At 27.8% G+C, this 21,855-nt stretch carries 21 protein-coding genes and 1 other annotated feature; of the genes, 6 read left to right on the top strand and 15 right to left on the bottom strand.

Annotation, left to right across the window (positions count from 1 at the left end):
• Nucleotides 1-15: 15 nt before the first annotated feature.
• Together LPC13_RS04290 and brnQ are read left to right on the top strand one after the other, a co-directional pair.
• Complete coding sequence (locus LPC13_RS04290) at nt 16-459, top strand: MarR family winged helix-turn-helix transcriptional regulator (RefSeq protein WP_005216303.1); 444 nt, start codon at nt 16-18, stop codon at nt 457-459.
• 295 nt (nt 460-754) lie between these two features.
• Nucleotides 755-1,006, top strand: a binding site (T-box leader).
• Nucleotides 1,007-1,232: 226 nt separating this feature from the next.
• The gene (gene brnQ, locus LPC13_RS04285; RefSeq protein ID WP_195244425.1) at nt 1,233-2,573 is read left to right on the top strand and encodes a branched-chain amino acid transport system II carrier protein; all 1,341 of its coding nucleotides are present in this window, start codon (nt 1,233-1,235) and stop codon (nt 2,571-2,573) included.
• Nucleotides 2,574-2,698: 125 nt separating this feature from the next.
• Here brnQ and LPC13_RS17075 read toward each other — a convergent pair whose 3' ends face one another.
• The 6 genes from LPC13_RS17075 to LPC13_RS04255 form a co-directional block, all read right to left on the bottom strand.
• Nucleotides 2,699-3,418 carry a GNAT family N-acetyltransferase gene (locus LPC13_RS17075; protein ID WP_234088626.1) on the bottom strand — a complete coding sequence of 240 codons (720 nt, stop codon included), beginning with the start codon at nt 3,416-3,418 and terminating at the stop codon, nt 2,699-2,701.
• A gap of 171 nt (nt 3,419-3,589) precedes the next feature.
• Complete coding sequence (locus LPC13_RS04275; protein ID WP_234088625.1) at nt 3,590-4,333, bottom strand: hypothetical protein; 744 nt, start codon at nt 4,331-4,333, stop codon at nt 3,590-3,592.
• A 69-nt stretch (nt 4,334-4,402) separates the two neighbouring features.
• Nucleotides 4,403-5,149 (bottom strand): DUF434 domain-containing protein, encoded by a 747-nt coding sequence (locus LPC13_RS04270; protein ID WP_234088624.1) that lies wholly within the window; start codon nt 5,147-5,149, stop codon nt 4,403-4,405.
• A gap of 183 nt (nt 5,150-5,332) precedes the next feature.
• The gene (locus tag LPC13_RS04265; protein ID WP_147576287.1) at nt 5,333-5,692 is read right to left on the bottom strand and encodes a DUF2500 domain-containing protein; all 360 of its coding nucleotides are present in this window, start codon (nt 5,690-5,692) and stop codon (nt 5,333-5,335) included.
• A 30-nt stretch (nt 5,693-5,722) separates the two neighbouring features.
• On the bottom strand, nt 5,723-6,025 hold the full coding sequence (locus tag LPC13_RS04260) for a hypothetical protein (protein ID WP_040420230.1): 303 nt from the start codon (nt 6,023-6,025) through the stop codon (nt 5,723-5,725).
• A gap of 51 nt (nt 6,026-6,076) precedes the next feature.
• Entirely contained in the window at nt 6,077-6,919 is an 843-nt protein-coding gene (locus LPC13_RS04255; RefSeq protein WP_040420229.1) for a hypothetical protein, read from the bottom strand.
• A gap of 171 nt (nt 6,920-7,090) precedes the next feature.
• On the opposite strand from LPC13_RS04255, the gene LPC13_RS04250 reads away from it, so the two are divergent.
• From LPC13_RS04250 to LPC13_RS04240, 3 genes are all read left to right on the top strand, one after another.
• Nucleotides 7,091-7,531 carry a MarR family winged helix-turn-helix transcriptional regulator gene (locus tag LPC13_RS04250; RefSeq protein WP_040420228.1) on the top strand — a complete coding sequence of 147 codons (441 nt, stop codon included), beginning with the start codon at nt 7,091-7,093 and terminating at the stop codon, nt 7,529-7,531.
• Nucleotides 7,532-7,673: 142 nt separating this feature from the next.
• Nucleotides 7,674-9,407: an ABC transporter ATP-binding protein gene (locus LPC13_RS04245; RefSeq protein ID WP_005216282.1), complete on the top strand. Its 1,734-nt coding sequence runs from the start codon at nt 7,674-7,676 to the stop codon at nt 9,405-9,407.
• A 34-nt stretch (nt 9,408-9,441) separates the two neighbouring features.
• A complete protein-coding gene (locus tag LPC13_RS04240) occupies nt 9,442-11,376 on the top strand; it encodes an ABC transporter ATP-binding protein (protein ID WP_234088634.1) in 1,935 nt (644 codons plus the stop codon).
• A gap of 149 nt (nt 11,377-11,525) precedes the next feature.
• On the opposite strand, the gene LPC13_RS04235 is transcribed toward LPC13_RS04240, so the two are convergent.
• From LPC13_RS04235 to LPC13_RS04195, 9 genes are all read right to left on the bottom strand, one after another.
• Entirely contained in the window at nt 11,526-12,329 is an 804-nt protein-coding gene (locus tag LPC13_RS04235; RefSeq protein WP_234088623.1) for a hypothetical protein, read from the bottom strand.
• 6 nt (nt 12,330-12,335) lie between these two features.
• Nucleotides 12,336-13,583, bottom strand: a complete 1,248-nt coding sequence (locus LPC13_RS04230) for an ABC transporter permease (RefSeq protein ID WP_005216277.1) — start codon at nt 13,581-13,583, stop codon at nt 12,336-12,338.
• Nucleotides 13,583-14,245 carry an ABC transporter ATP-binding protein gene (locus LPC13_RS04225; protein ID WP_005216276.1) on the bottom strand — a complete coding sequence of 221 codons (663 nt, stop codon included), beginning with the start codon at nt 14,243-14,245 and terminating at the stop codon, nt 13,583-13,585. Before LPC13_RS04225 ends, LPC13_RS04230 begins: the two co-directional genes overlap by 1 nt.
• Before the next feature lie 112 nt (nt 14,246-14,357).
• Nucleotides 14,358-14,702, bottom strand: a complete 345-nt coding sequence (locus LPC13_RS04220; protein WP_040420227.1) for a hypothetical protein — start codon at nt 14,700-14,702, stop codon at nt 14,358-14,360.
• A gap of 258 nt (nt 14,703-14,960) precedes the next feature.
• Nucleotides 14,961-15,590 carry an ABC transporter ATP-binding protein gene (locus LPC13_RS04215; protein WP_005216274.1) on the bottom strand — a complete coding sequence of 210 codons (630 nt, stop codon included), beginning with the start codon at nt 15,588-15,590 and terminating at the stop codon, nt 14,961-14,963.
• Nucleotides 15,580-16,524, bottom strand: a complete 945-nt coding sequence (locus LPC13_RS04210) for an ABC transporter ATP-binding protein (protein WP_005216272.1) — start codon at nt 16,522-16,524, stop codon at nt 15,580-15,582. Before LPC13_RS04210 ends, LPC13_RS04215 begins: the two co-directional genes overlap by 11 nt.
• A 21-nt stretch (nt 16,525-16,545) precedes the next feature.
• A complete protein-coding gene (locus tag LPC13_RS04205; protein ID WP_005216270.1) occupies nt 16,546-17,412 on the bottom strand; it encodes an ABC transporter permease in 867 nt (288 codons plus the stop codon).
• Nucleotides 17,405-18,388 carry an ABC transporter permease gene (locus LPC13_RS04200; RefSeq protein WP_005216269.1) on the bottom strand — a complete coding sequence of 328 codons (984 nt, stop codon included), beginning with the start codon at nt 18,386-18,388 and terminating at the stop codon, nt 17,405-17,407. The genes LPC13_RS04205 and LPC13_RS04200 overlap by 8 nt, the downstream gene beginning before the upstream one ends.
• Nucleotides 18,381-20,015 carry an ABC transporter substrate-binding protein gene (locus tag LPC13_RS04195; protein WP_005216266.1) on the bottom strand — a complete coding sequence of 545 codons (1,635 nt, stop codon included), beginning with the start codon at nt 20,013-20,015 and terminating at the stop codon, nt 18,381-18,383. The genes LPC13_RS04200 and LPC13_RS04195 overlap by 8 nt, the downstream gene beginning before the upstream one ends.
• 196 nt (nt 20,016-20,211) lie before the next feature.
• Here LPC13_RS04195 and LPC13_RS04190 point away from each other — a divergent pair, with 196 nt between their 5' ends.
• Nucleotides 20,212-21,855 (top strand): potassium/proton antiporter, encoded by a 1,644-nt coding sequence (locus LPC13_RS04190; protein WP_040420226.1) that lies wholly within the window; start codon nt 20,212-20,214, stop codon nt 21,853-21,855.

Genomic DNA, 21,855 nt, shown 5'->3' with positions numbered 1-21,855 from the left:
AAAGGTAATATATTTATGAATTTATATGATAATGAAACTGTATCAAAATATTTAAGCTTTTTTCATAAAATAGGTGTGAGTTTTTTATCAAATGCTTATGAAAAATATGAAATAGGTGTTGGACAGTATCAATTTTTAATTCAACTTTATTTAAATGATGGTCTATCTCATGATGCTTTAACTGAAAAGGTATCTGTAGATAAAGCTACTACTACAAGAGCCATAAAAAAACTACAAGAATCTGGCTATGTAAAGCTAGAACTTCACGAAAAGGATAAAAGAAAATATCATATATACCTTACAGAAAAAGCAACGTCACTAAAAAATGAAATTTTTGATGTTTATTATTTATGGGAAGAAGAATTAGTTAAATCTCTTTCTGAAGAAGAAGTAAAAACATTACTTTCATTATTTAAAAAAATGTATGAAAATGGTCTGGATAAATTCTTAGTAAAATAAAAAATTAGAGAGCAAGATATAACTTGCTCTCTGTCTTTATATACATATATTTTTCATACATACCTTCTTCAATTATAATTTCAAATTCTAATACAACTATATTTAATACTCACCTCTTTCTTACTTCTCCCTTTAGTTTAATTATTTTTTACTTTTCAATAATATAATTCTCAAATAGTAAATTTACTCTATACTATATATTCATACTTACTCATTAATCTTTATACCAATTATTTTTAAATTTGTGTTGACATATTAAATTCAAAGTTGTATCCTTAATATAACAATTAAGTTAATAAATTCTGTGAAGAGAAAAGTAAGTCTTATATTTGTTCTACAGAGAGTTGGTATTTTGCTGCAAACCAATGTTCAATGTATTACTGAAAATCATCTCGGAGAAGCAGTACTGAACTTTTTAGTAAGTATTGCCGGAGTCTTTCCCGTTAAAAGAAAATCGTATTGTTTGATATGTAACTAAGTGCTATAAGGGATTTTTATAATCTTTTTATAGAATTAGGGTGGTAACGCGGTTAATTCCGTCCCTTGTTTTTAAGGGACGGATTTTTTTTATTCAAATTTATTAATTTAATTAAGTTTTTCACAAAAAGGGGGCAACGTTATGAGTATAGAAAGCGACATAGATATTAAAATAAGAAATTTAAAATCAGATTAAATCATACTACTTGTTATACATTATTGTTAATATTTACTTTAATAAACATATAAATGCTATTTTGTATAACAAATAAATTAAAAATACTGGGGGCAAAATTATGAAAAACTTATCAAAAAAAGATTTATTATTAGTAAGCTTAATGCTTTTCTCATTATTCTTTGGAGCTGGAAATTTAATCTTTCCACCATTTTTAGGGCAATCTGCTGGAAATAAAACTTGGGTAGCTATGGCTGGATTCCTTATAACAGCAGTAGGCTTTCCAATCTTAGGAGTTGTTGCTGTTGCTAAATCTAACGGATTATACAATTTAGCAAAAAAAGTTAATCCTATATTTGCACTAATTTTTACAACATTAATATATTTATCAATAGGACCTGGACTTGGAATTCCAAGAGCTGGTAGCTTACCTTTTGAAATGGCTGTAGCACCTTATTTACCACAAGGCATGTCAAGAACTTTAGCATTATTTTTATTTACTTTAGTTTTCTTTGCTGTGGCTTACTGGCTTTCATTATCACCATCAAAGTTAGTTGATAGAATGGGTAAAGTTTTAACTCCTACTCTTCTATTTTTAATTGCTATAATTTTTATATCTTCATTATTTAGCCCATTAGGCTCTTATGGAAATACTGCAACTGAATATGTTGCTAATCCATTTTTAAAAGGATTTTTAGAAGGTTACTTAACTATGGATACAATTGCTGCATTAAACTTTGGTATTGTTATCTCACTTACTATAAAATCTAGAGGAATAAAAGATGAAAATTCAGTAATTTCATCCTCCATAAAAGCTGGACTTATGGCTGGTTTACTATTAATTGTTATTTATTCAATGCTTGCTCACCTTGGTGCAACTAGTGGTAATTTATATGGTTCAACTTCAAATGGTGCAGAAACCTTGACCAATGTAATGTCTCACATTTTTGGTGCTCCTGGACTAGTATTACTAGCTGTGGTATTTACTTTAGCTTGTTTAACAACATCTGTCGGACTTATAACTTCTTGTAGCCAATACTTTGGTAGTTTAACAAGTAGGATTTCTTATAAAAACTGGGTAAGAATTTTAGTCCTTTCAAGTATGTCTCTTGCTAATATGGGGTTAAATAAAATACTATCTATTTCAGTTCCTATATTGAATGGAATTTATCCAATTGCAATCATGCTTATAGTTCTTGGAATCCTAAATAAATATTTTAAAGATAACTCTACTATATATAAATTAACTATTTTATTTACAGGAGTTGTTAGTTTTTTAGATGCTCTATCTCAACTTGGATTGAATATTGACTTTTTAAATAAATTATTATACAAACTTCCACTTTATTCTCAAGGTCTTTGCTGGCTTGTACCTGCTTTAATTGGATTATTATTAGGGGTTATACTTTGTTTATTTAGAGAAAAATTATCACCTTCAAAATTAAAATCTACTTTAAATTAATATAAATTAAATGGCAAGTAAAAAAAACTTTTGATAATTTTTTATATACATTATCAATTTTACTTCTAACTTGCCATTTATCACTTCTAATTTTAACTAAATAAATTTATATTTAACTTTTAATTTTATTTTATCATTAGCCAATATACCATTTCACTAGAAAGTTCAAATCCTAGTTTTTTTTGAAGCTTAATGGATTTTTCATTATTAACTTTAACTTGTCCATAAGGTATTCTACTTTGCTGTAATGCTAAATTAGTTGCAGGTTTTTGTAATAATGCTCCAATCCCATTCTTTCTATACTGTGGTAATACTTCTAATATTCCCATGGAACCCTCTTCATGTGTTCCAATAAAACCGACTAATTTTTCATTAATAAAAGCACCTAACATAGTATTAGTATTAATTCTCTCCTTTATATATTTAATATCTACAGTATTTTTACTTGAATAATTATTAAATATACTTTCTACATATTCTTCATTAAGAATTTTTACATTAATACTACTTTCTTCAATATTAAAAGGTTTATTTTTTGTATAAACACTCTGATAACAACTCATTTCATCATAAACATTAAATCTTTCTTTTAAATAATTACAATAAAAATATTGATGAATAACTAGCATTTCAACACCTTTAGGTATTTTATCTATTAAAGCCTTTGCTGTTTCCATATTAAAAGCTGTTAACATTATTAATGCCTCTTCTTTATCAGATATTAAAACTCCACCTTCAATATACTCAATTATTTTATACTCATTATTCTTAATACATTCTATCATATCAACATGAAGTAAATACTCTTTATATAAAAATTCTAAAACTTTTTCTATAGCTATCACCTCTCATAAGATTTTCACAATATCCTTTGATTTTCATACCTATTACAAAGTTATTACTTTTCTTTTAATTATAAACTATAATTAAAAGAAAAAATATGTTTAATACAAAATAAAGCCATAGGATTATCTATGGCTTAGAATACAAATTATTTCTATATAAAATTAAACTTTTTATAAAAACTCTTCCTCTACATCAAAATTATCTCCACCACTTAAATTCTCTTGTAAATTTATATTTTCTAAATCTCTAAAACTGTCTAACTCACTTAAATCTTCTTGTGAATTTATATTTTCTGAATCCCTAAAACTATCTAACTCACTTAAACTACCTATTTCACTTATACTATCAGTATTAACTAATTCTTCTGTAGAGTTTAAACAATCTATATACTCAAAGAAATTTATATTATTTTCGCAATTTGTATTACTTTCACACTCTGTGTTATTTAAAGATTCTGTGTTATTTAAAGATTCTGTGTTATTTGAAGTTTTAATACACTCTTCATATCTTAATTCTAATATACATCCTTTTTCTTTAGCTTCAATTGATTTATCAATCATATTTAATGCATTTTTTAATGAACATACAGCCCTCTCAATATATTCTTCTGAAAGATCAAACTGCTCATTAGCACTATCTTTTAATTCTTTACAGCTATTACTGTTTGTATTGCATACATTTCCGCAAATATCCTCACGCAAAATCTTTTCTGCTACACGCTTACATGCTCTTGCCTGATCATAAGTTCTACTTGCATTACATAATGTTTTAATGGCCTCAATAATTTCTTTCCTTGCTGTTTTATTAAGCAATTCCTCACTCTTATCAAATAACCTTTCTGAAAGTCTAATTAAAAGATTATACTTTTGTACAGTTCTAATTAAGTTTTTCTTATTGCAATTACAACAACTCATTCTATCTCCTCCTTTGTAAATAAAATCATTTATACTATTTATTATATGGAGATACATGTAAGCTGTTATTTATTTTAATACATTCTTAATAATATCAAGATTAACTATATCTACATCAGTAATATATTCCTCAATAATATACTTAGCTAAATTAATCCAACCTGTACATTTATCAAGTATTATAGAATCGCTAGATACAACATAATCCATATTTTCAAGTTCTTTATCAGGATTTTGAACAATATAAACATTAGTATTACAATTCCATCTTGTACTTGCTTCTAATATGTTTGTTTTAAGTTTTCCAGAATTAGATACAGGCTTATCTATATAAAAATTAACACCTCTTAACTTTAAATCCTCAAATGCTTTTTCTAAAATCTCTAATACAATATATGTTTTATCAATTAATCTATACGTACCCCTAAGACCAGCTAAATCTCTAATTGTTCCATCCATACATCTTATTAAAAGCCCCTTAGATAATGCCACTTCTAATGTAATTATAAAATTAAACGCATCAATGTTAATATCTTTTCCGCTTAATTCATCAATCTTATATTCCTTAGCTTTTCTTAAAGTTAAATTTTTAATTGCACAACTTGCTCTTTGAATTGCTATACGTTGTCTTGATGAAAACTGATACCTTCCCCCCACAAGCTCCATAATACTCGATATATAATATCCTCTATCTAATAACCATACAACCTCTTCTTCTGCTTTCCTTAACATATATATATTTTCAATTGAAAAAAATCTATTATCTTTGGAATCTGTACCTCTTACTGTAATTTTCTTTTGATTTTCCTTCTCCATACTTATTACCTACCTTATTATACTTATATAAGGTTATTATATCCCAAACAAAACTATTACTTTAATTATTATTAAAATTAATTATATGCTACTTACCTTAATAAATTTTTCGTATACTATAAATAAGAGAATCAAAATGATTCCCTTATTTATAGATTATTTCTTATAAATTTTGCATTTTTATTAAACTATATTCCTTTCAAAACTAATAAACCTGCTTCCTTGGAAAGATAAAATTCCATTATCACCTTCAGCTATTAATCCATATTTAGTCGATGGAACCCTAAGTTCTATCCTTTCCCTATTACTAAACTCAAATGTAATATAATACGTTGTAGAACTAGAGCTAGTATGAGTGTTGTTATTATGATGATGGGTAGTATGTCCCCTCTTTGCAACTACTATAGCATCTACTGGTATTATTGGCTGCTTATTATTATAGCTCCATTCTTTTATTCCTTTAAAAATACTAATAATTATTACTCCTACAATTAAAATAAACATTATAGGAAATATAATTGAGAATATATCGCCAAACCACATATTTATCATCCTCCTAAGCAGTTGTTCTTTTTAAAATATATATGTAATGTTTTGTGGTTCATAATATGATAATCCATGAGCTTTTACCATAGATTGAACCAAATCATTTAAATACTCAGCATCTTCTATCATGCACCCTATTATTACAAAACCTTTTCCTTTATCTGCTGTTATATTAAGCTTTTTTGAAATTAAATCTTCATAAAACTCATCAATTATATCTATATCACCAACTAATGTAGTATTACCTTCACATAACATTTCATATAAAACTTGTGCTCCTGCTGCACTAGATACTGCATCACTATTCCATACTGCACAATACCAATCCATAATTTTCTCCTCCATATATTTCTTTTTTCAAACCTTCTAAAAAAATTTCTACTAACTATTGAATATAAATCTATAAATCATCCTCCAAATATATGTTAAAATTACATTAATTATAGAAAATAAAATAGCTAACATTAAAAACATAAGTATATAAGTATTTATAATACAACCTATTTTTAATAATTTCTCTGGACTAAAACCTAAAAATACCATAACTACGTTTACTATAAATATAAGTATAAAAACACTAGGTAATCCTTTTAAAGCCCCCTTTACATCAGCAGAACTTAATGACCTATGTGATGCCACAGACATTGCTAAAAATATAAATATCCAAAATTGTATCTTTGAAAAATTATCTCTTGCAAAAATTATTGTAATCATATCAAAACTTGTTTTCATTATTATAGAAATAAACTCTAAGCTAAAAACTCCAATTTCTTTACTTATATCTAAAGAATATTTAATTATTTCTAGTAATTGAAAATACGTATTTGGTATTAATAACTTCAATATTACAAAAAGGAATAAAGTTCCTCCTATTATAGGTGCTATACCTACTAAAAATAAAAACATCCTATGTATAATATTACTCTTATTATATGAATAATTTACATATCCGAGCCTTCCATCAGTATACCCTTTAATAGGTCTAAATAGCTTTACTTCTGTTGGTTTCATTCCACCTAATAAAACAAAAATTAAATGACTTAATTCATGAATTACTACTCCCAATCCAGTAATTATAATACCTTTATATCCTATTCCTATATATATGTTTTTTATAGCCTGTCTCTCAAATATCTCTATTAAAAATCCTACAATAGTTATGCAAATCAAAGTATAACATAAAGTTACAAATGAATTTTTAATCACTTCAAAAACTATATTCATTACTTCTCCCCTAAATATTTTTATAGTACTCTTTAAAATTATATCAAACAAACAAAATTTATCCAATCTAAATCCCATAGTAACAAAATGGTACAAATTTATTCTTATTTGACTATAATATCTATTAGTGATAAAATACATAGCATACTATGTATTCAAGGAGAAGAAAAAATGAGTGACTTTAATCCTAGAGATCATGTTGGTCTTTTAATTAAATTTCTTAATGGAAGGATTTCAAATAAAGTTAATAAAAATCTTTTACAATTTAATTTAACTGGCGTTCAACATGAAATATTATGCTTCATTGATAGAAATGAACGAAAAAGAGATGTTTTTCAAAAGGATATAGAAAAATGCTTAAAGCTAACTAATCCTACAGTAACTGGTATAGTAAAAAGATTAGAAGAAAAAAAATTGATAGTTAGATGTCCAAGCACTGATGATGCAAGATATAAATGTCTACATTTAACTAAACAAGGTCAAGAAGTTATTTGTAAAAGCCTTAAATTTGGAGCAACTCATATTGAAGGTAAATTAACCGAAGGAATGACAGATGAAGAGATTAAAATGTTTAAGTATTTATTAAATAAGTCACTAGATAATATGGAATAATACTATTATTCATTTTTAATACAATATATAGTCTACTATGTATTTAAAATTAATGTAAAAACATGAATATTACTGTAATAAATATCTACTACAGTAACAGTAGTGTTTTATATAAATAAAAATTTTATAAAGAGGTGAAATCATGATAAAAAAACTACTTCCGTATATGAAGAAATATAAAACGCCTTTAATATTAGCAGTTTTATGTGCTGCTTTAGAAGCTATTTTTGAATTATTAATTCCATTAGTAATGGCTCAAATAGTTGACGTTGGTATTTCTGCTGGAGATACGGGCTACACAATAAAAATGGGACTACTAATGGTTGTTATGGCAATGATATCACTAGCTTTTGGCCTTGGGCTGTCAAAATTTTCAGCACAAGCTGGACAAGGCTTTGGTTCAGAACTTAGACAAGCTGAATATGAAAAAATTCAAACTTTTTCATTTAAAAATATTGAAAGGTTCAGCACATCCTCATTAATTACTCGTTTAACTACAGATATTACAATGATACAAAATTCTCTTACAATGGGAATTAAACTTTTAGTTAGAGCTCCTATGATGCTTATAGTTGCTTGTATATTATCTATTACAATTAGTTCTAAGCTAGCAATGATATTCTTAGTATCTATGCCAGTTCTTATTATTTCAATTGGACTTATAATAAAAAATGTTAAACCAAGATTTGAATCAATGCAAAAGAAAATTGATAATCTTAATACTACTGTTCAAGAAAATTTAATTGGTATTAGAGTTGTTAAATCTTTTGTAAGACGTAATAAGGAAAAAGAAAAATTCAAAGTAAGTAATGATGATTTATTACAAGCTTCTGAAGGTGCTTTTGGTATAGTTGTTCTAAATATGCCAATTATGCAAGCTGTTGTTTTTGCTAGTGTTATAGGTATTCTTTGGTTTGGTGGAAATATGGTTTACGCAGGATCATTAACAGTTGGTAAACTTACAAGCTTTATGACTTACTCTTTCCAAATATTAATGTCTCTTATGATGCTTTCAATGGTTCTTATGATGATGTCTAGAGCTGTTGCATCAGCACAACGTATAATTGAAGTTTTAGAAGAAGAATCTGATATTAAAGACCCAGTAAATCCAATAACTAAAGTTAAAGATGGATCTATTGAATTTAGAAATGTTAATTTTAAATACGAAGATGATAGTGATGAAAATAACTTAGAAAACATCAATATCACTATTAAAGCTGGTGAAACTGTTGGTATAATAGGTAGCACTGGTTCCGGTAAATCAAGTTTAGTTCAACTTATTCCAAGATTATATGACACAACTACTGGAGAAGTTTTTGTTGGTGGAGTTAATGTTAAAGACTATCATTTAGAAACATTAAGAAACGAAGTTGCAATGGTTCTTCAAAAGAACACTTTATTCTCTGGAACTATAAAAGAAAATCTTATGTGGGGTAATGCAAATGCAACAGATGCTGAAATTGAAGCTGCTGCATCCTCTGCTTGTGTAGATGAATTTATAGATAGACTTCCTGGTAGATATGATATGCATCTAGAACAAGGTGGTGTTAATGTATCTGGTGGTCAAAAGCAAAGACTTTGTATAGCGAGAGCTATATTAAAACAACCTAAAGTATTAATCTTAGATGATAGTACAAGTGCTGTTGATACTGCAACTGATGCTAAGATTAGGAAAGCCTTTGCAGAAGATTTAAAAAATACTACTAAGATAATAATTGCTCAAAGAGTTAATTCAGTATCTACTGCTGATAAGATTATCGTTATGGATGATGGTAAAATAAGTGCTATTGGTACTCATGATGAATTAATTGAAAATAGCGAAATCTATAAAGATGTTTACAAATCTCAACAAGAAGGGGTGGGTTTACGTGAGTAAGGAAAAAATTAAGCCTAAAAATATTTCTCATGGAATGCCAGGTAAAGGTGGTAAAAAACCAGGACCTCCGAAGCCTAAAAATATGAAAAAGACAATTAAAACTTTAATGCACTATGTAGGTAAATATAAATTACTTCTATTATTCGTAATGATTTTAATAGTAATAAATTCCTTTGCAATGATTGCAGGTTCATACTTCCTAAAACCACTAGTAAATAATTATATATTACCTGGTGACTTTGCAGGTCTTGCTAAAATGTTAGTATTGCTTGGAACAATTTTTGCTTTAGGTGCACTTGCTTCTTATGGATATTCAAGAATAATGGTTCATATTTCACAAAATACAATAAGTAATATAAGAACAGATTTATTTAATAAGATGCAAGAACTTCCTATTAAATATTTCAATAGAAATACTCATGGTGACTTAATGAGTTTATATACTAATGACATAGATAATATCGGTGAAGCTTTAAATAATAGTTTTACAAATATTTTATCTTCTGGACTTACATTTATGGGAACTATAATAATGATGGTTGTTTTAAGTCCAATCTTAAGTGTAATTACCATTGCCTTCTTAAGTTTAATGATATTTATTATTAGTAAAGTTGGTGGAAAAAGTAAGTACTACTTTGGCATGCAACAAAAAAATATTGGTAAATTAAATGGTTATATCGAAGAAATGATAGAAGGACAAAAGGTTATTAAGGTATTCTGTCATGAAGATAAAGCAATTGAAGACTTTAGAGTTCATAATGAAGAGTTAAGAAAGGCTTCTACTGGCGCTCAAACATTTGGTGGATTTATGATGCCAATGCTTGGTAATCTTTCTCATATGAATTATGCTGTTACATGCTGCGTTGGTGGATTAATGACTATAGGTGGAGCATTTGACCTTGGTTCTTTAGTTTCTTATCTACAATATACAAAACAAGTTTCTAACCCAATTGCTCAAGTTTCTCAACAAGTTAACATGATATTAGCTGCCCTTGCTGGTGCTGAAAGAATATTTGCTGCTTTAGATGAAGAAGTTGAAGTTGATGAAGGTGAAGTTACTTTAACAAGAGTAGAAATCAAAGAAAATGGTGAATTAGTAGAAACTGAAAAATATACAGGCCACTGGGCTTGGAAGATTCCTGCAGCATTAGCCTCAAAATTAAGAGATAGTGAAGATAAGGAAGCTTGCGCTGATTTAGCTAATGATAACTTAAAAGCTCCTGCATTAAAAGAGCTTACTGGTGATGTTAGATTTAAAAATGTTGTATTTGGTTACAATGAAGAAAAAATAGTATTAAAGGATATTAGTTTATTTGCAAAACCTGGACAAAAAATTGCCTTTGTTGGTTCAACAGGTGCAGGTAAAACTACAATAACTAATTTAATAAATAGATTCTATGAAATAAATTCTGGTACAATAACTTATGATGGAATAGATATTAAGGATATTAAAAAGGATGATTTAAGAAGATCATTAGGAATAGTTCTTCAAGATACTCATCTTTTCACCGGAACTATAGCTGATAACATCAGATATGGTAACTTAAAGGCTACCGATGAAGAAGTTAAAGAAGCAGCTAAACTTGCAAATGCACATACATTTATTAAACACTTACCTCATGGATATAATACAGTTATTACTGGAGATGGTGAAGGTTTATCACAAGGTCAAAGACAATTATTAGCTATAGCAAGAGCTGCAATTGCAAATCCTCCAGTATTAATAATGGATGAAGCTACAAGTTCAATAGATACAAGAACTGAAAAACTTATTGCCGAAGGTATGGACAAACTAATGGAAGGAAGAACTGTTTTCGTAATTGCACACAGACTTTCTACTATTAAAAATTCTAAAGCAATAATGGTTCTTGAACAAGGTGAAATAATTGAAAGAGGAGATCACGATTCTCTATTAGAAGAAAAAGGTAGATACTATCAATTATATACTGGTAAATCTGAATTATCATAATATATATATCCTTATATAAAAATATAATTTAATTAGTATATATATTCTAAAAGAAATAGCACTAAGTAATATTAAAGCTCATTACTTGGTGCTATTATTATATTGGGGGAATAAATTATTTATACTCTGATATGCATATATCTAAAAAATTATAGCTCCGGTTTCATTAACCACTCATATACTGCATAGAATACATCGAGATCTCTACCTTGTAAACTTGAAAGTTTTGAATAATTTCCTGCCTCTATTAAATCATTTATCTCAACAACTAATCCTTTCAAACTCTCTACTTGTTCTAATATATCTGTATACTTACCTTTATCTAACCCATCAAAAGTATCATCTAATGTTTTTATTAAATCATCAGAGATTTTATCAATATCAGTTGTACTTAATCCTATCTTTTCATAATTAATAATAGTATTTGCTTCTAAAATTACGTTGCTAATAGCATCAACAAATCCTCTATCTACTAATTGAGTGTATAGCTTTGCTTCCTCAGTTAAAGATTCTACATCTGCCTCTTTAAGTTGTCCATTAACTATTCTATAACTATATGAATATCCCATTTCATCAGTTATATCTTCAAATTTAATTTCTCCTACAACTTCTACTGCTAAATCTGAAAACTCAATTTTCTTTCCTTCTTTAGGATATACAGCCATAGTATTAACAAGTTGATTAGTATTAGGTAAACAATATACACAACTTTGATATGGCATATTCATTAGATATATCATTGAGCCATCTAAAGGTGAACTTTGAGCCATAAATCCTGTAATTTTAACCTTTGTTCCATCTAACTTGCGTAACTCTTCTACATCTATCATATCCTTAAATCTTATTTCTGTAACTGTTCCTGATGCCTGATTTATACTTTTTGAATCACTATTCTTATTACATCCTACTAATAATAAACAAATTGTAACTATCATTAAAATAAACTTTTTCATACTTTATTAATTCCCCTTTTTAGTTCTAATATAGGTATATAAAATTGTTGAAATCATTATAATTCCTATATAACTTAATGTAATATAAATTTCATTTGGATAAATCTTAGTTACATCTAAAACAATTCCTAATTGTGATGAAATATTGTTTGCAATTTTTAATACAAACTTATTTATCACTAATGATGCTACTATACTTATTGATACTAATATTCCTGTTTGCCATATGACATAACTATATATCTTTGATTTTTTCATTCCTAAAAATCCAAATAAATTTATATCTCTTTTCAAATTAATAAGCATTAAAAAGCTCATTACACAAGTTAAAAGTATTGCTAATATTATTATGATTCCACATAATAATAAAGCTACTTGTTTGCTCATATCTATATTTCCAACTAATTTTCTTAAAACTTTTGTTGTATTTATAACTTGTATATCTGCATTTTCATTAAAATCAGCCTCTAATTTATTTGCTATAGACATATTGCCTGTTTTTATTAATAATGAAGTATATCCAGCAACTTCTTCATGTTCATGATCTTCTTCATAATGAATATCATAACTATACTCTTTATTCTGACTATGACTTTCATTATCATATTCAAGTTCTTCTGTAGATATACCTTCATTTTCATCATCTTCACTATGCTCATGAGAAGCATGTACACTTTCTACATTAGTAAAGCAAGTATTATCATAAGATGTATTTGTTACTTTTAGTATACCTACTACTGTATATGGACTATGGTAATGCTGCTCTGATAAAGCACTAGTCCCATGAGCTGTTATTAAGCTATCTCCAATTTTAAGGTTATAGTCTTTAGCTACATTACCTCCTATAACAATTTCAAAATTATTGGCAAATAAATTACCTTCTTCTAACTGATACTCTTCTAATAAATCACTAGTAGTTCCAACTATTCTACTGTCTCTATAATAATCAGCTATAGCTAGGGGAATTATTTTTGCTAAATCATATTCTTCAGATATTTTATTAAGATATTTACTATCTACTGTTCCTAGAGGATCATCTGAAAAGAATAAACTTGACATAACTAATTGTGTATCGCTTCCTTTTGGTCCAACTATTATATCATATTTTTTATCAACTTGATAAAATCCCTCTTCTATTTGTGAACTAATATTAATAGCTAACATACTTATAGATACTGCAATAAATATAGCTAAACTAAATAAAATACTTATTGTTTTTTTGCTTAATAAAGATTTTATAGAATACTTTATCATTAGTTTATACCTCCAATACTCATCTTAGTAAAATCTTCATAATGAATAACTTTATCAAAATACGAGGTTAAACGTTCATCATGTGTAACTACTATTAAAGTACTTTTAGTTTTTTTATGCAATTCTATAAGAAGCTTTATAATTTCATTTGCTAATGCTTGATTTAATGAACCAGTAGGCTCATCACATAAAATTATTTTTCCTTTTTGTAAGAGTGCCCTTGCAATACAAACTCTTTGCTTTTCTCCACCTGATAATGTACTTACCTTTTGTTTTAACTTTTTTGATAATCCAACAAGTTTTATCGCCTCTTCTATAGAAATATTAGTACTTTTTACATGATTTATTATATTTAAATTATCGTAAACAGTAAAATTATCAAATAAATTAAACTCCTGTGATACATAGCTAATATTATTTCTTCTATACTCTTGCAATTTATCTTTTGGTAAAGCTTCTAACCTATATTTAATATTTTCTATGGTTGCTTGTACATTACCTCCATCAGCCTTTATATTTCCACTTAATAAATTTAATAATGTTGATTTACCACATCCTGATGGTCCAAGTAATACATAAGATGTGTTATCTTCAAAAATTATATCTTTAAACTTTATTTCATTATCTTCGAATATTTTTACAACATGCTTTATTTCTATCATTTAACTTTTCTCCTTTTGAATTATTTATTTTCTCATAAAATTAACTTATTTTATTTTTTAAAATTCAAATAGAGTTAACTATTTTAAAATCAAAAAATAATTCAAAAGGATTTTAAATATCTAACCGCACCTTAAGGGATACTAATGTATTATTATAAAAATACTTATTAACTAATATTAAAATAAATGCTATTATTGCTATATTAAAAAGATTATTAATATTAAAGAAACTAAGTGAAATCCCATATTTATTTATGTGGACTATACAATCATTTATTTCAATACATATTTTACAATTTTCATGTGTACAATTATGATAGGCATTAGATACACTATATCCTATATTAATTAAAATATTAAATAATATGAAAGTTGCTATTAACATAGCTATTAACCGATTATTATTAGTTTTTTTAATAACCTTTTTAAATTCATATTTATTTTTAATATAATTCACCACTATCCTCCTTTCCAACATTTGCATTTATAAATACAGATATAATTTTACACTAATACTAATTTTTTCACCAATATTAAATTTACTTTTTTAGATTCCAGTAAGTATAATTCATTTAAAAATCACATATAAAATATATTAAATATTCAATAAAACAAAAAGCAGTAAATTAGAGAATGAAACTTTTAAGTAATTCAGATCTACTCTTTATAAGTTCTTCCTAAACCTACTACTCTTTATTTTAGACTTTTCATTATTTTATACTGCTACTTCTTCCACTTTATTTAATTTCGGCAATTCTATTACCCTATCACAAACTCTTTTAGCTAATTCCATATTATGAGTAACTACAAGCATCCCAAATTCATTTTTCTTGGAAATCTTTAAAAGAAAATTCCATATTTGTGCTTGAGTTATTACATCAAGCATTGTGCTTATTTCATCACAAACTAAAAATTTAGTTTCTGGACTTAAAACTCTTGCTATACAAAACCTCTGTAACTCTCCACCAGATAATTCACTTGGCCACCTGCTAAGCCATGACTTCTCTATGCCCATTTCACTTAAAATATTATCATCTATCTTAAATGCCTCATTTAAGATTTTACTCATTTTCCACCTTGGATTAACTGACTTTTCAGGATGCTGATAAATCATTTGAATTGGGCAATATCCCTTTTCAGGAATTGGTTTACCATCCCATAAAATTTCACCTTTTTCAGGTTTTATATATCCCGATATTATCTTAGATAAGGTACTTTTTCCATAACCTGATGGACCGACTAAAGCAACCCGTTCTTTAGAGTCTATAGTAAAGCTAACATTTTCAAGTATCCAAGGAGAATTTTTGTTGTATCGATAACTTATATTTTTTACCTCAAGTAGCATTAATACATCTCACCTCTCCACCTCTTAATCTTCTCATTTCAATAGCTTTATTACAAGCTTCAGACCTTATAGGGCATCTATCCCCAAATAAACAACCTGTTGGTAAATTTCCAGCATAGGGTTGAAATCCTGGTATAGCTTTAAATTTATTTTGTGGAAGTGCATCAATAAAAGCTTTGCTATATGGATGTCTTAAAAACTCCTTACCTTTTATAAAATCATATACTTTTGCAATTTCAACTATTGTTCCTGAATAAAAAACAGCTATTCTATCAGCAACATTTAATGCTAAATCTACATCATGAGTAATTAACAAAACCCCACAACCACTATTTGCAATTTCTCTAAAGTGTTTTAATGTATCCATAGCTAATTCTAAATTTAAACCTGGAGTTGGTTCATCTGCTATAATTAATTTTACATTATTCATTACAGCTGTTGCTATTAATACTCTTCTTGCCATACCTCCTGATAATTGAAAAGGATATTTATCTGCAACATTATCGTCTAAATCATATTTTTTAAATACCTCTCTTTGTTTTTCTTTATTACCATTAATTCCAATAACCTGTTTTCCGATTTTCATTAACGGATCTAAAAATTCTATTGATTGAGGTATAAACGCTATATCCTTCCCTCTAATCTTTTTTAAATATTTTTCTGTTAGATTTTCTTCACAAAACTTTATATTGCCCTTTACTTTTGCATTACCAGGAAGTATTCCCATTATTGCATGAGCTAGAAGACTTTTACCTGAACCACTAGAACCTACTACTGCTACTATTTCTCCCTTTTTTACATTTATGCTTAATTCATGAATAACTTCTAAATCATTTTTATTTAATCCTTTATCATACATGCTAAAGGCTACTGATAAATTTTCTACTTCTAATACTTTTTCATTTTCTTCTAATACCATTATATTATCCTTCATATAATCCTCCTTTGCATTAATTTACTGATTTCCACTACTTGGATTAATTAACAGCTTAAGATTTTCCCCAATTACATCAAATAGTAATACAACACTTAATAACATAAGTCCTGGAAATAATGCAAGCCACCATTTACCTGTTGCAATATGCTTCATTGCTTCTGATAAAATAACACCAATAGCAGGAACCTCTGCTGGCAGTCCAAACCCCAAAAATGTTATAGAGGCTTCATGCATAATTGCATGTGGAAATAATAATATAACTCCAATTAAATATACTGGAAGTACATGAGGTATAATATGTTTTTTTGCTACTTCAAATTTACTTTTTCCCATCTTATAAGCAGCTTGTACATACTGTGTTGAACGAACTTGTAAAACTTCTGCACGTACTAATCTTGTAAGACTTGTCCAGTGAGTAACTGCAACTGCTACAGTAACTCCAAAAGCTCCTCTTCCTAGCATAAATGATATTAATATTAATAAGATAAGATGTGGTATTCCCATACAAAGATCTACACACCAATTAATAAATTTATCATACCATCCACCTATAACAGCAGATGAAATTCCAAATATAAGAGCAATAAATGAACTTACTATAGATGCAAAAACACCTATTAATATACTATTAGATAAACCTTTAATACATCTCCAAAACATATCTCTTCCCATAAAGTCAGTTCCAAATAAATGTTCTAAAGATGGACTCATAAATTTTGCAGAATAATCTACTGCGTATTTATCTGGACTCATTGTTAAACCCACAATAAAAATTACCATTAAATAAATAACTGAAAGCGTCACATAAAAAGTTATTCTTTTTCTAGTATTTGAAAATATTCTTATTCTTTTCTTCTCTAAATTAGCGGAAGGATTATTAAGCATTATATCCCTCCTCTTTTAATCTTGGATCTAAAACTCCATATAATATATTTGCAATAAAGTTTCCTACAAATACAAATATAGCACTAAATATTGCTATTCCAAGTAATAATGGAACATCACCTTTTAAGCCTGCAGCTGTTGTTGCAGTACCTAAGCCTGGATAAGAAAAAACTGTTTCTGCTAAAGCAATCCCTCCAAAGAGCTCACTAAAAGATGCAAACTGTTCAGTAATTGCTGGTAATGCTATATTTTTAATTCCATGTCTCATTATTAATTGAGCAGTATTTTCTCCTCTTGCTTTTGCAAAAAGTATAAAATCACTATTCATTATTTCTATTAATTTTTGTCTTGTAAATAAAGTTATCTTACCTATGCTTAATACGCTTAATGTTAAAGCTGGTAATATAAGATGATATATTCTATCCCAAATAGTTATGTCTGAAGATAATTTTCCCATTGGAGCTGCAAGCCCTATAGGAAACCATCCTAACTTAACTGCAAAAAGGCTTAAAACCAATAATCCAATCCAAAATGTTGGTGCCGATTGAAGAGCAAGACAAAATATCTTTATAATCTTATCAAATATACTTCCCTTATATACTCCAGCTAAAATTCCTATTATAAATCCTAAAACTCCTGAAAATACCCACGCTACCAGCATTAAAACAATTGAGTATTTAAATCTTTCTAAAATTACTGTTTTTACTGGTTGCTTAAAAGTTATTGATGTACCTAAATCACCTTGTAATACATTCTTTCCCCAAGTTATAAATCTAGTCACTGGGGGATCATTTAATCCCCAGTGTTCTGCAATTTCTTCTTTTGCAGCTTCTGATAAAGTAGACTCTGTTCCTACATATGCTGTTAATGGGTCTATAGGAGATGATGTAACTAATATAAAAGATAAAATACTAACTGCAATTAAAAGTGATAACATTCTTAAAAATGTTGAACCAATATATTTAATTCTATTCATTTATCTTCCAATCCTTCATATTACAAATAATTGGAGAACCATGTCCATGTGGATGTGGGATTTGCGTATCTACTGAAATATCAACAGAGTCATTTATAAAATAACTATGCTCAATATTTACTATATATAAATAAGGATAATCTTCTGCTGAAACAGTTTGAACTTCCTTCCACTTTTCAACTGCTTCCTCTTGATTATTACTATCTATAGCCTCATCAATTAATTTATCTACTTTTTCATTAGAATATCCAACTGTATTGTCATAACCACCAGTTAAGAATAAATCAGAATAAAGTAATGATCTTAATACTGTTGGACTATATTGACCCCATCCCCATACTATTCCACATCTATTAGCTTTTTCAGTAATTTCATCCCATGTCGCTTGTGTTACATTAATACTTATTCCCAATTTCTTAGCATCCTCTGCAACTGCAACTGCTAATAAATAACGTTGTTGGTCATTAGCTGCTGCACATACCTCAAACTCGCACTTTATTCCATCTTTTTCTCTAATTCCATCATTATCTGAATCAACCCATCCTGCTTCTTCTAAAAGCTTTTTAGCTTCATCTTTTTGATTATCTTCATAAGTAGTAGTATTACCCCAAGATAAATTATTAGTAAAGCCAACTGCTAGCTTACCTATACCATTTAACGCATTGTCTATTATTGATTGTCTATCTATTCCTATACTTAAAGCTTTACGAACTGCAATATCAGAAGTAACATTATTTCCTACAGTTACTTCTTTTCCATCTTTATTTGTTATGGTTTGCTCCTTTAAGCATGGCAAACTAATATTACGAACATCCATTGTTTCAAGGTTTTCAATATGCATTCCATCTATTTTTTCATCTGCATAATTAGGTGCTACCATAACTATATCTAATTGACCTGATTTTGCATTGGAAAATGCTGCTTCATTGTCCATCTTTATAAAAGTTACTTGCTTAATTTCAGGTGCACCTTCATAATAATCTTCATTTGCTTGCACTATAATTTGTTGGTCTGTATCATATTGAACAACTTTCCAGGCTCCAGTACCTATTGGATATTTATCAAAGGTTTCACTATCATAAGCATCACTTGGAACTATTCCTAAAGATGCTACTGAATCAAAGAAAGGTGAGTAAGCCTCTGACAATTTAAATTCAACTGTATATTCATCTAAAGCCTTTACTGATTCTAATCTTGATAGATCTACATTTTCATTATTTCCTTGATTTTCTTTAACAGTTTCATAAGTAAACACTACATCTTCTGCAGTAAAATCTGATCCATCTTGAAATTTAATACCTTCACGTAATTTAAATGTATAAACTAAAGAGTCTTCGCTTATCTCCCATTCTGTTGCTAAATCTCCTTCATATTCTGAATTTGGATTTACTCTTGTTAATGCACAATTTGTAAATGAGTACCCATAACTCATTGCACCTTTAATAGGATCTAAACTACTTTCAAAAATATTAGTTCCAACATATATTGATATACCATTCTTAGAACTATTAGTAACAACCTCTTCTTCATTAATATTGTTATCAGATTCATTGCCAGCACTACCGCATCCAACAAGCATTAAACTCATCGCAACAAATAGTGATAATACTACTTTTCTTTTTTTCATTTTCTTCCCCCTAATAATATTTTTAAGTGAGCTATTAATAAAATCTTATCATTTAACATTTTTTACCACAAGCCCGGTAGGGGGTATTTTTTTATAATATTGATGATATTTTGTATAATTGAAATAAAGAAAAAAATATAGTAATATATACTTAAAAATGTAATAGTTGTTTATTTTTTACAAAGGAGGAAAAACTATGTTAAACTTGATGATTATTTGTTCACTAATATTATTAATATGTATAACTTCTACAAAGATATTATATAAGTTCGGTGTACCAATTCTTTTAATCTTTATAGTTCTCGGAATGCTTTTTGGGTCAGATGGCATTGTTGGCATATACTTTGATAATTATGAACTAGCTAGTGATATATGTTCTATAGCATTAATATTTATAATGTTTTATGGAGGCTTTGGTACTAATTGGAATATGGCCAAACCTGTCGCATTACAATCTATAGCTATGTCTTCATTAGGAGTTGTTTTAACTGCTGGATTAACAGGTTTGTTTTGCTTCTTAGCATTTAAAACAACATTATTAGAAGGATTACTTATAGGTTCAATAGTTGCATCTACAGATGCAGCATCTGTTTTTGCTATATTACGTTCACAAAAGCTAAATCTAAAAGGCTCACTTGCTTCTACCTTAGAAATAGAAAGTGGTAGTAATGACCCATTTGCGTACATGCTTACAATAATTATATTAGGATTAATGTCTAATGGTGGATATGGCTATATAATTCCAATATTATTAAGTCAAATTATTGTAGGAATACTGGCATCAATTATATTGTCAAAATCCTCAATTTTTTTACTAAGACATACCAAATTTGAAATAGAAGGGTTTTATCCTATATTCATAACTGCTATAGCAGTATTATCTTATTCATTAAGTGAATATTTTGGTGGAAATGGATATTTAAGTGTTTATATAACAGGTATTATCATAGGAAATAGTAAAATTCCTCACAAAAAAAGCATATTCCAATTTTTCGACGGTGTATCTTGGCTAATGCAAATATTGTTATTCTTCTTACTTGGATTATTAGCATTTCCATCTAAAATTCCATCAGTTATGCTTAAAGGAGTATCAATTTCAATATTTATGATTTTAATTGCAAGACCAGTTGCAACATTTAGTATATTAAGCCTATTTAAAGTTCCTTTTAAGCAAAAACTTTTCATATCATGGGTAGGTATTAGAGGGGCAGCCTCAATAGTTTTTGCAATATTTGCTATAACATATGGTGTTCCAATAAATAATGATATTTTTCATATAATATTCTTTATAGCATTATTTTCAGTTTCCGTACAAGGAACCCTTATACCTCTAGTTGCAAAAAAACTTGATTTGATAGATAACTCTGAATCAGTCTTAAAAACATTTAATGATTATAAAGAATATAAAAGTACACAATTAATTGAATTTAATATTAGTGAAAATAATAGTATTGCTAATAAAACTTTAATGGATGCTAATATTCCCGAAGATATTCTTGTTGTTATGATAAAACGTAAAGGGGATGTATTTGTACCTAATGGTGCTACAGTAATATTACCTGGTGATATACTTGTTTTATCAGGTAATAATCTAAATAATTTTAATTTTTATAAAGAAGATAAAAGTACAAATTTAATGGAGATTTCAGTTAAAGATAATAGTATTATTGCTAACAAAGCCATAAAGGATTCAAATATAGCAAGTAATATTCTTATAGTTATGATAAAACGTAAAGATAAGATAATAATCCCAAATGGAAATACAGTAATACTACCCTATGATACATTAGTTGTGACAGCTAATGATATAACAGAAGTAGAAAGTCTTGTAACGGCTTAG

It is taken from the genome of Clostridium celatum (assembly GCF_021412605.1).
Lineage (GTDB): Bacteria > Bacillota > Clostridia > Clostridiales > Clostridiaceae > Clostridium > Clostridium celatum.
Note: the sequence above shows the minus strand (reverse complement) of the source record. Positions and strands in the feature narration are given on the sequence as shown.

Excerpts from the sequence above, each read along its gene's own strand:
- LPC13_RS04290 (WP_005216303.1), top strand. The coding sequence starts at position 16 with ATGAATTTATATGATAATGAAACTGTATCAAAATATTTAAGCTTTTTT.
- brnQ (WP_195244425.1), top strand. The coding sequence starts at position 1,233 with ATGAAAAACTTATCAAAAAAAGATTTATTATTAGTAAGCTTAATGCTT.
- LPC13_RS04275 (WP_234088625.1), bottom strand. The coding sequence starts at position 4,333 with ATGAGTTGTTGTAATTGCAATAAGAAAAACTTAATTAGAACTGTACAA.
- LPC13_RS04270 (WP_234088624.1), bottom strand. The coding sequence starts at position 5,149 with ATGGAGAAGGAAAATCAAAAGAAAATTACAGTAAGAGGTACAGATTCC.
- LPC13_RS04265 (WP_147576287.1), bottom strand. The coding sequence starts at position 5,692 with ATGTGGTTTGGCGATATATTCTCAATTATATTTCCTATAATGTTTATT.
- LPC13_RS04260 (WP_040420230.1), bottom strand. The coding sequence starts at position 6,025 with ATGGATTGGTATTGTGCAGTATGGAATAGTGATGCAGTATCTAGTGCA.
- LPC13_RS04255 (WP_040420229.1), bottom strand. The coding sequence starts at position 6,919 with ATGAATATAGTTTTTGAAGTGATTAAAAATTCATTTGTAACTTTATGT.
- LPC13_RS04250 (WP_040420228.1), top strand. The coding sequence starts at position 7,091 with ATGAGTGACTTTAATCCTAGAGATCATGTTGGTCTTTTAATTAAATTT.
- LPC13_RS04245 (WP_005216282.1), top strand. The coding sequence starts at position 7,674 with ATGATAAAAAAACTACTTCCGTATATGAAGAAATATAAAACGCCTTTA.
- LPC13_RS04240 (WP_234088634.1), top strand. The coding sequence starts at position 9,442 with ATGCCAGGTAAAGGTGGTAAAAAACCAGGACCTCCGAAGCCTAAAAAT.
- LPC13_RS04235 (WP_234088623.1), bottom strand. The coding sequence starts at position 12,329 with ATGAAAAAGTTTATTTTAATGATAGTTACAATTTGTTTATTATTAGTA.
- LPC13_RS04230 (WP_005216277.1), bottom strand. The coding sequence starts at position 13,583 with ATGATAAAGTATTCTATAAAATCTTTATTAAGCAAAAAAACAATAAGT.
- LPC13_RS04225 (WP_005216276.1), bottom strand. The coding sequence starts at position 14,245 with ATGATAGAAATAAAGCATGTTGTAAAAATATTCGAAGATAATGAAATA.
- LPC13_RS04215 (WP_005216274.1), bottom strand. The coding sequence starts at position 15,590 with ATGCTACTTGAGGTAAAAAATATAAGTTATCGATACAACAAAAATTCT.
- LPC13_RS04210 (WP_005216272.1), bottom strand. The coding sequence starts at position 16,524 with ATGAAGGATAATATAATGGTATTAGAAGAAAATGAAAAAGTATTAGAA.
- LPC13_RS04205 (WP_005216270.1), bottom strand. The coding sequence starts at position 17,412 with ATGCTTAATAATCCTTCCGCTAATTTAGAGAAGAAAAGAATAAGAATA.
- LPC13_RS04200 (WP_005216269.1), bottom strand. The coding sequence starts at position 18,388 with ATGAATAGAATTAAATATATTGGTTCAACATTTTTAAGAATGTTATCA.
- LPC13_RS04195 (WP_005216266.1), bottom strand. The coding sequence starts at position 20,015 with ATGAAAAAAAGAAAAGTAGTATTATCACTATTTGTTGCGATGAGTTTA.
- LPC13_RS04190 (WP_040420226.1), top strand. The coding sequence starts at position 20,212 with ATGTTAAACTTGATGATTATTTGTTCACTAATATTATTAATATGTATA.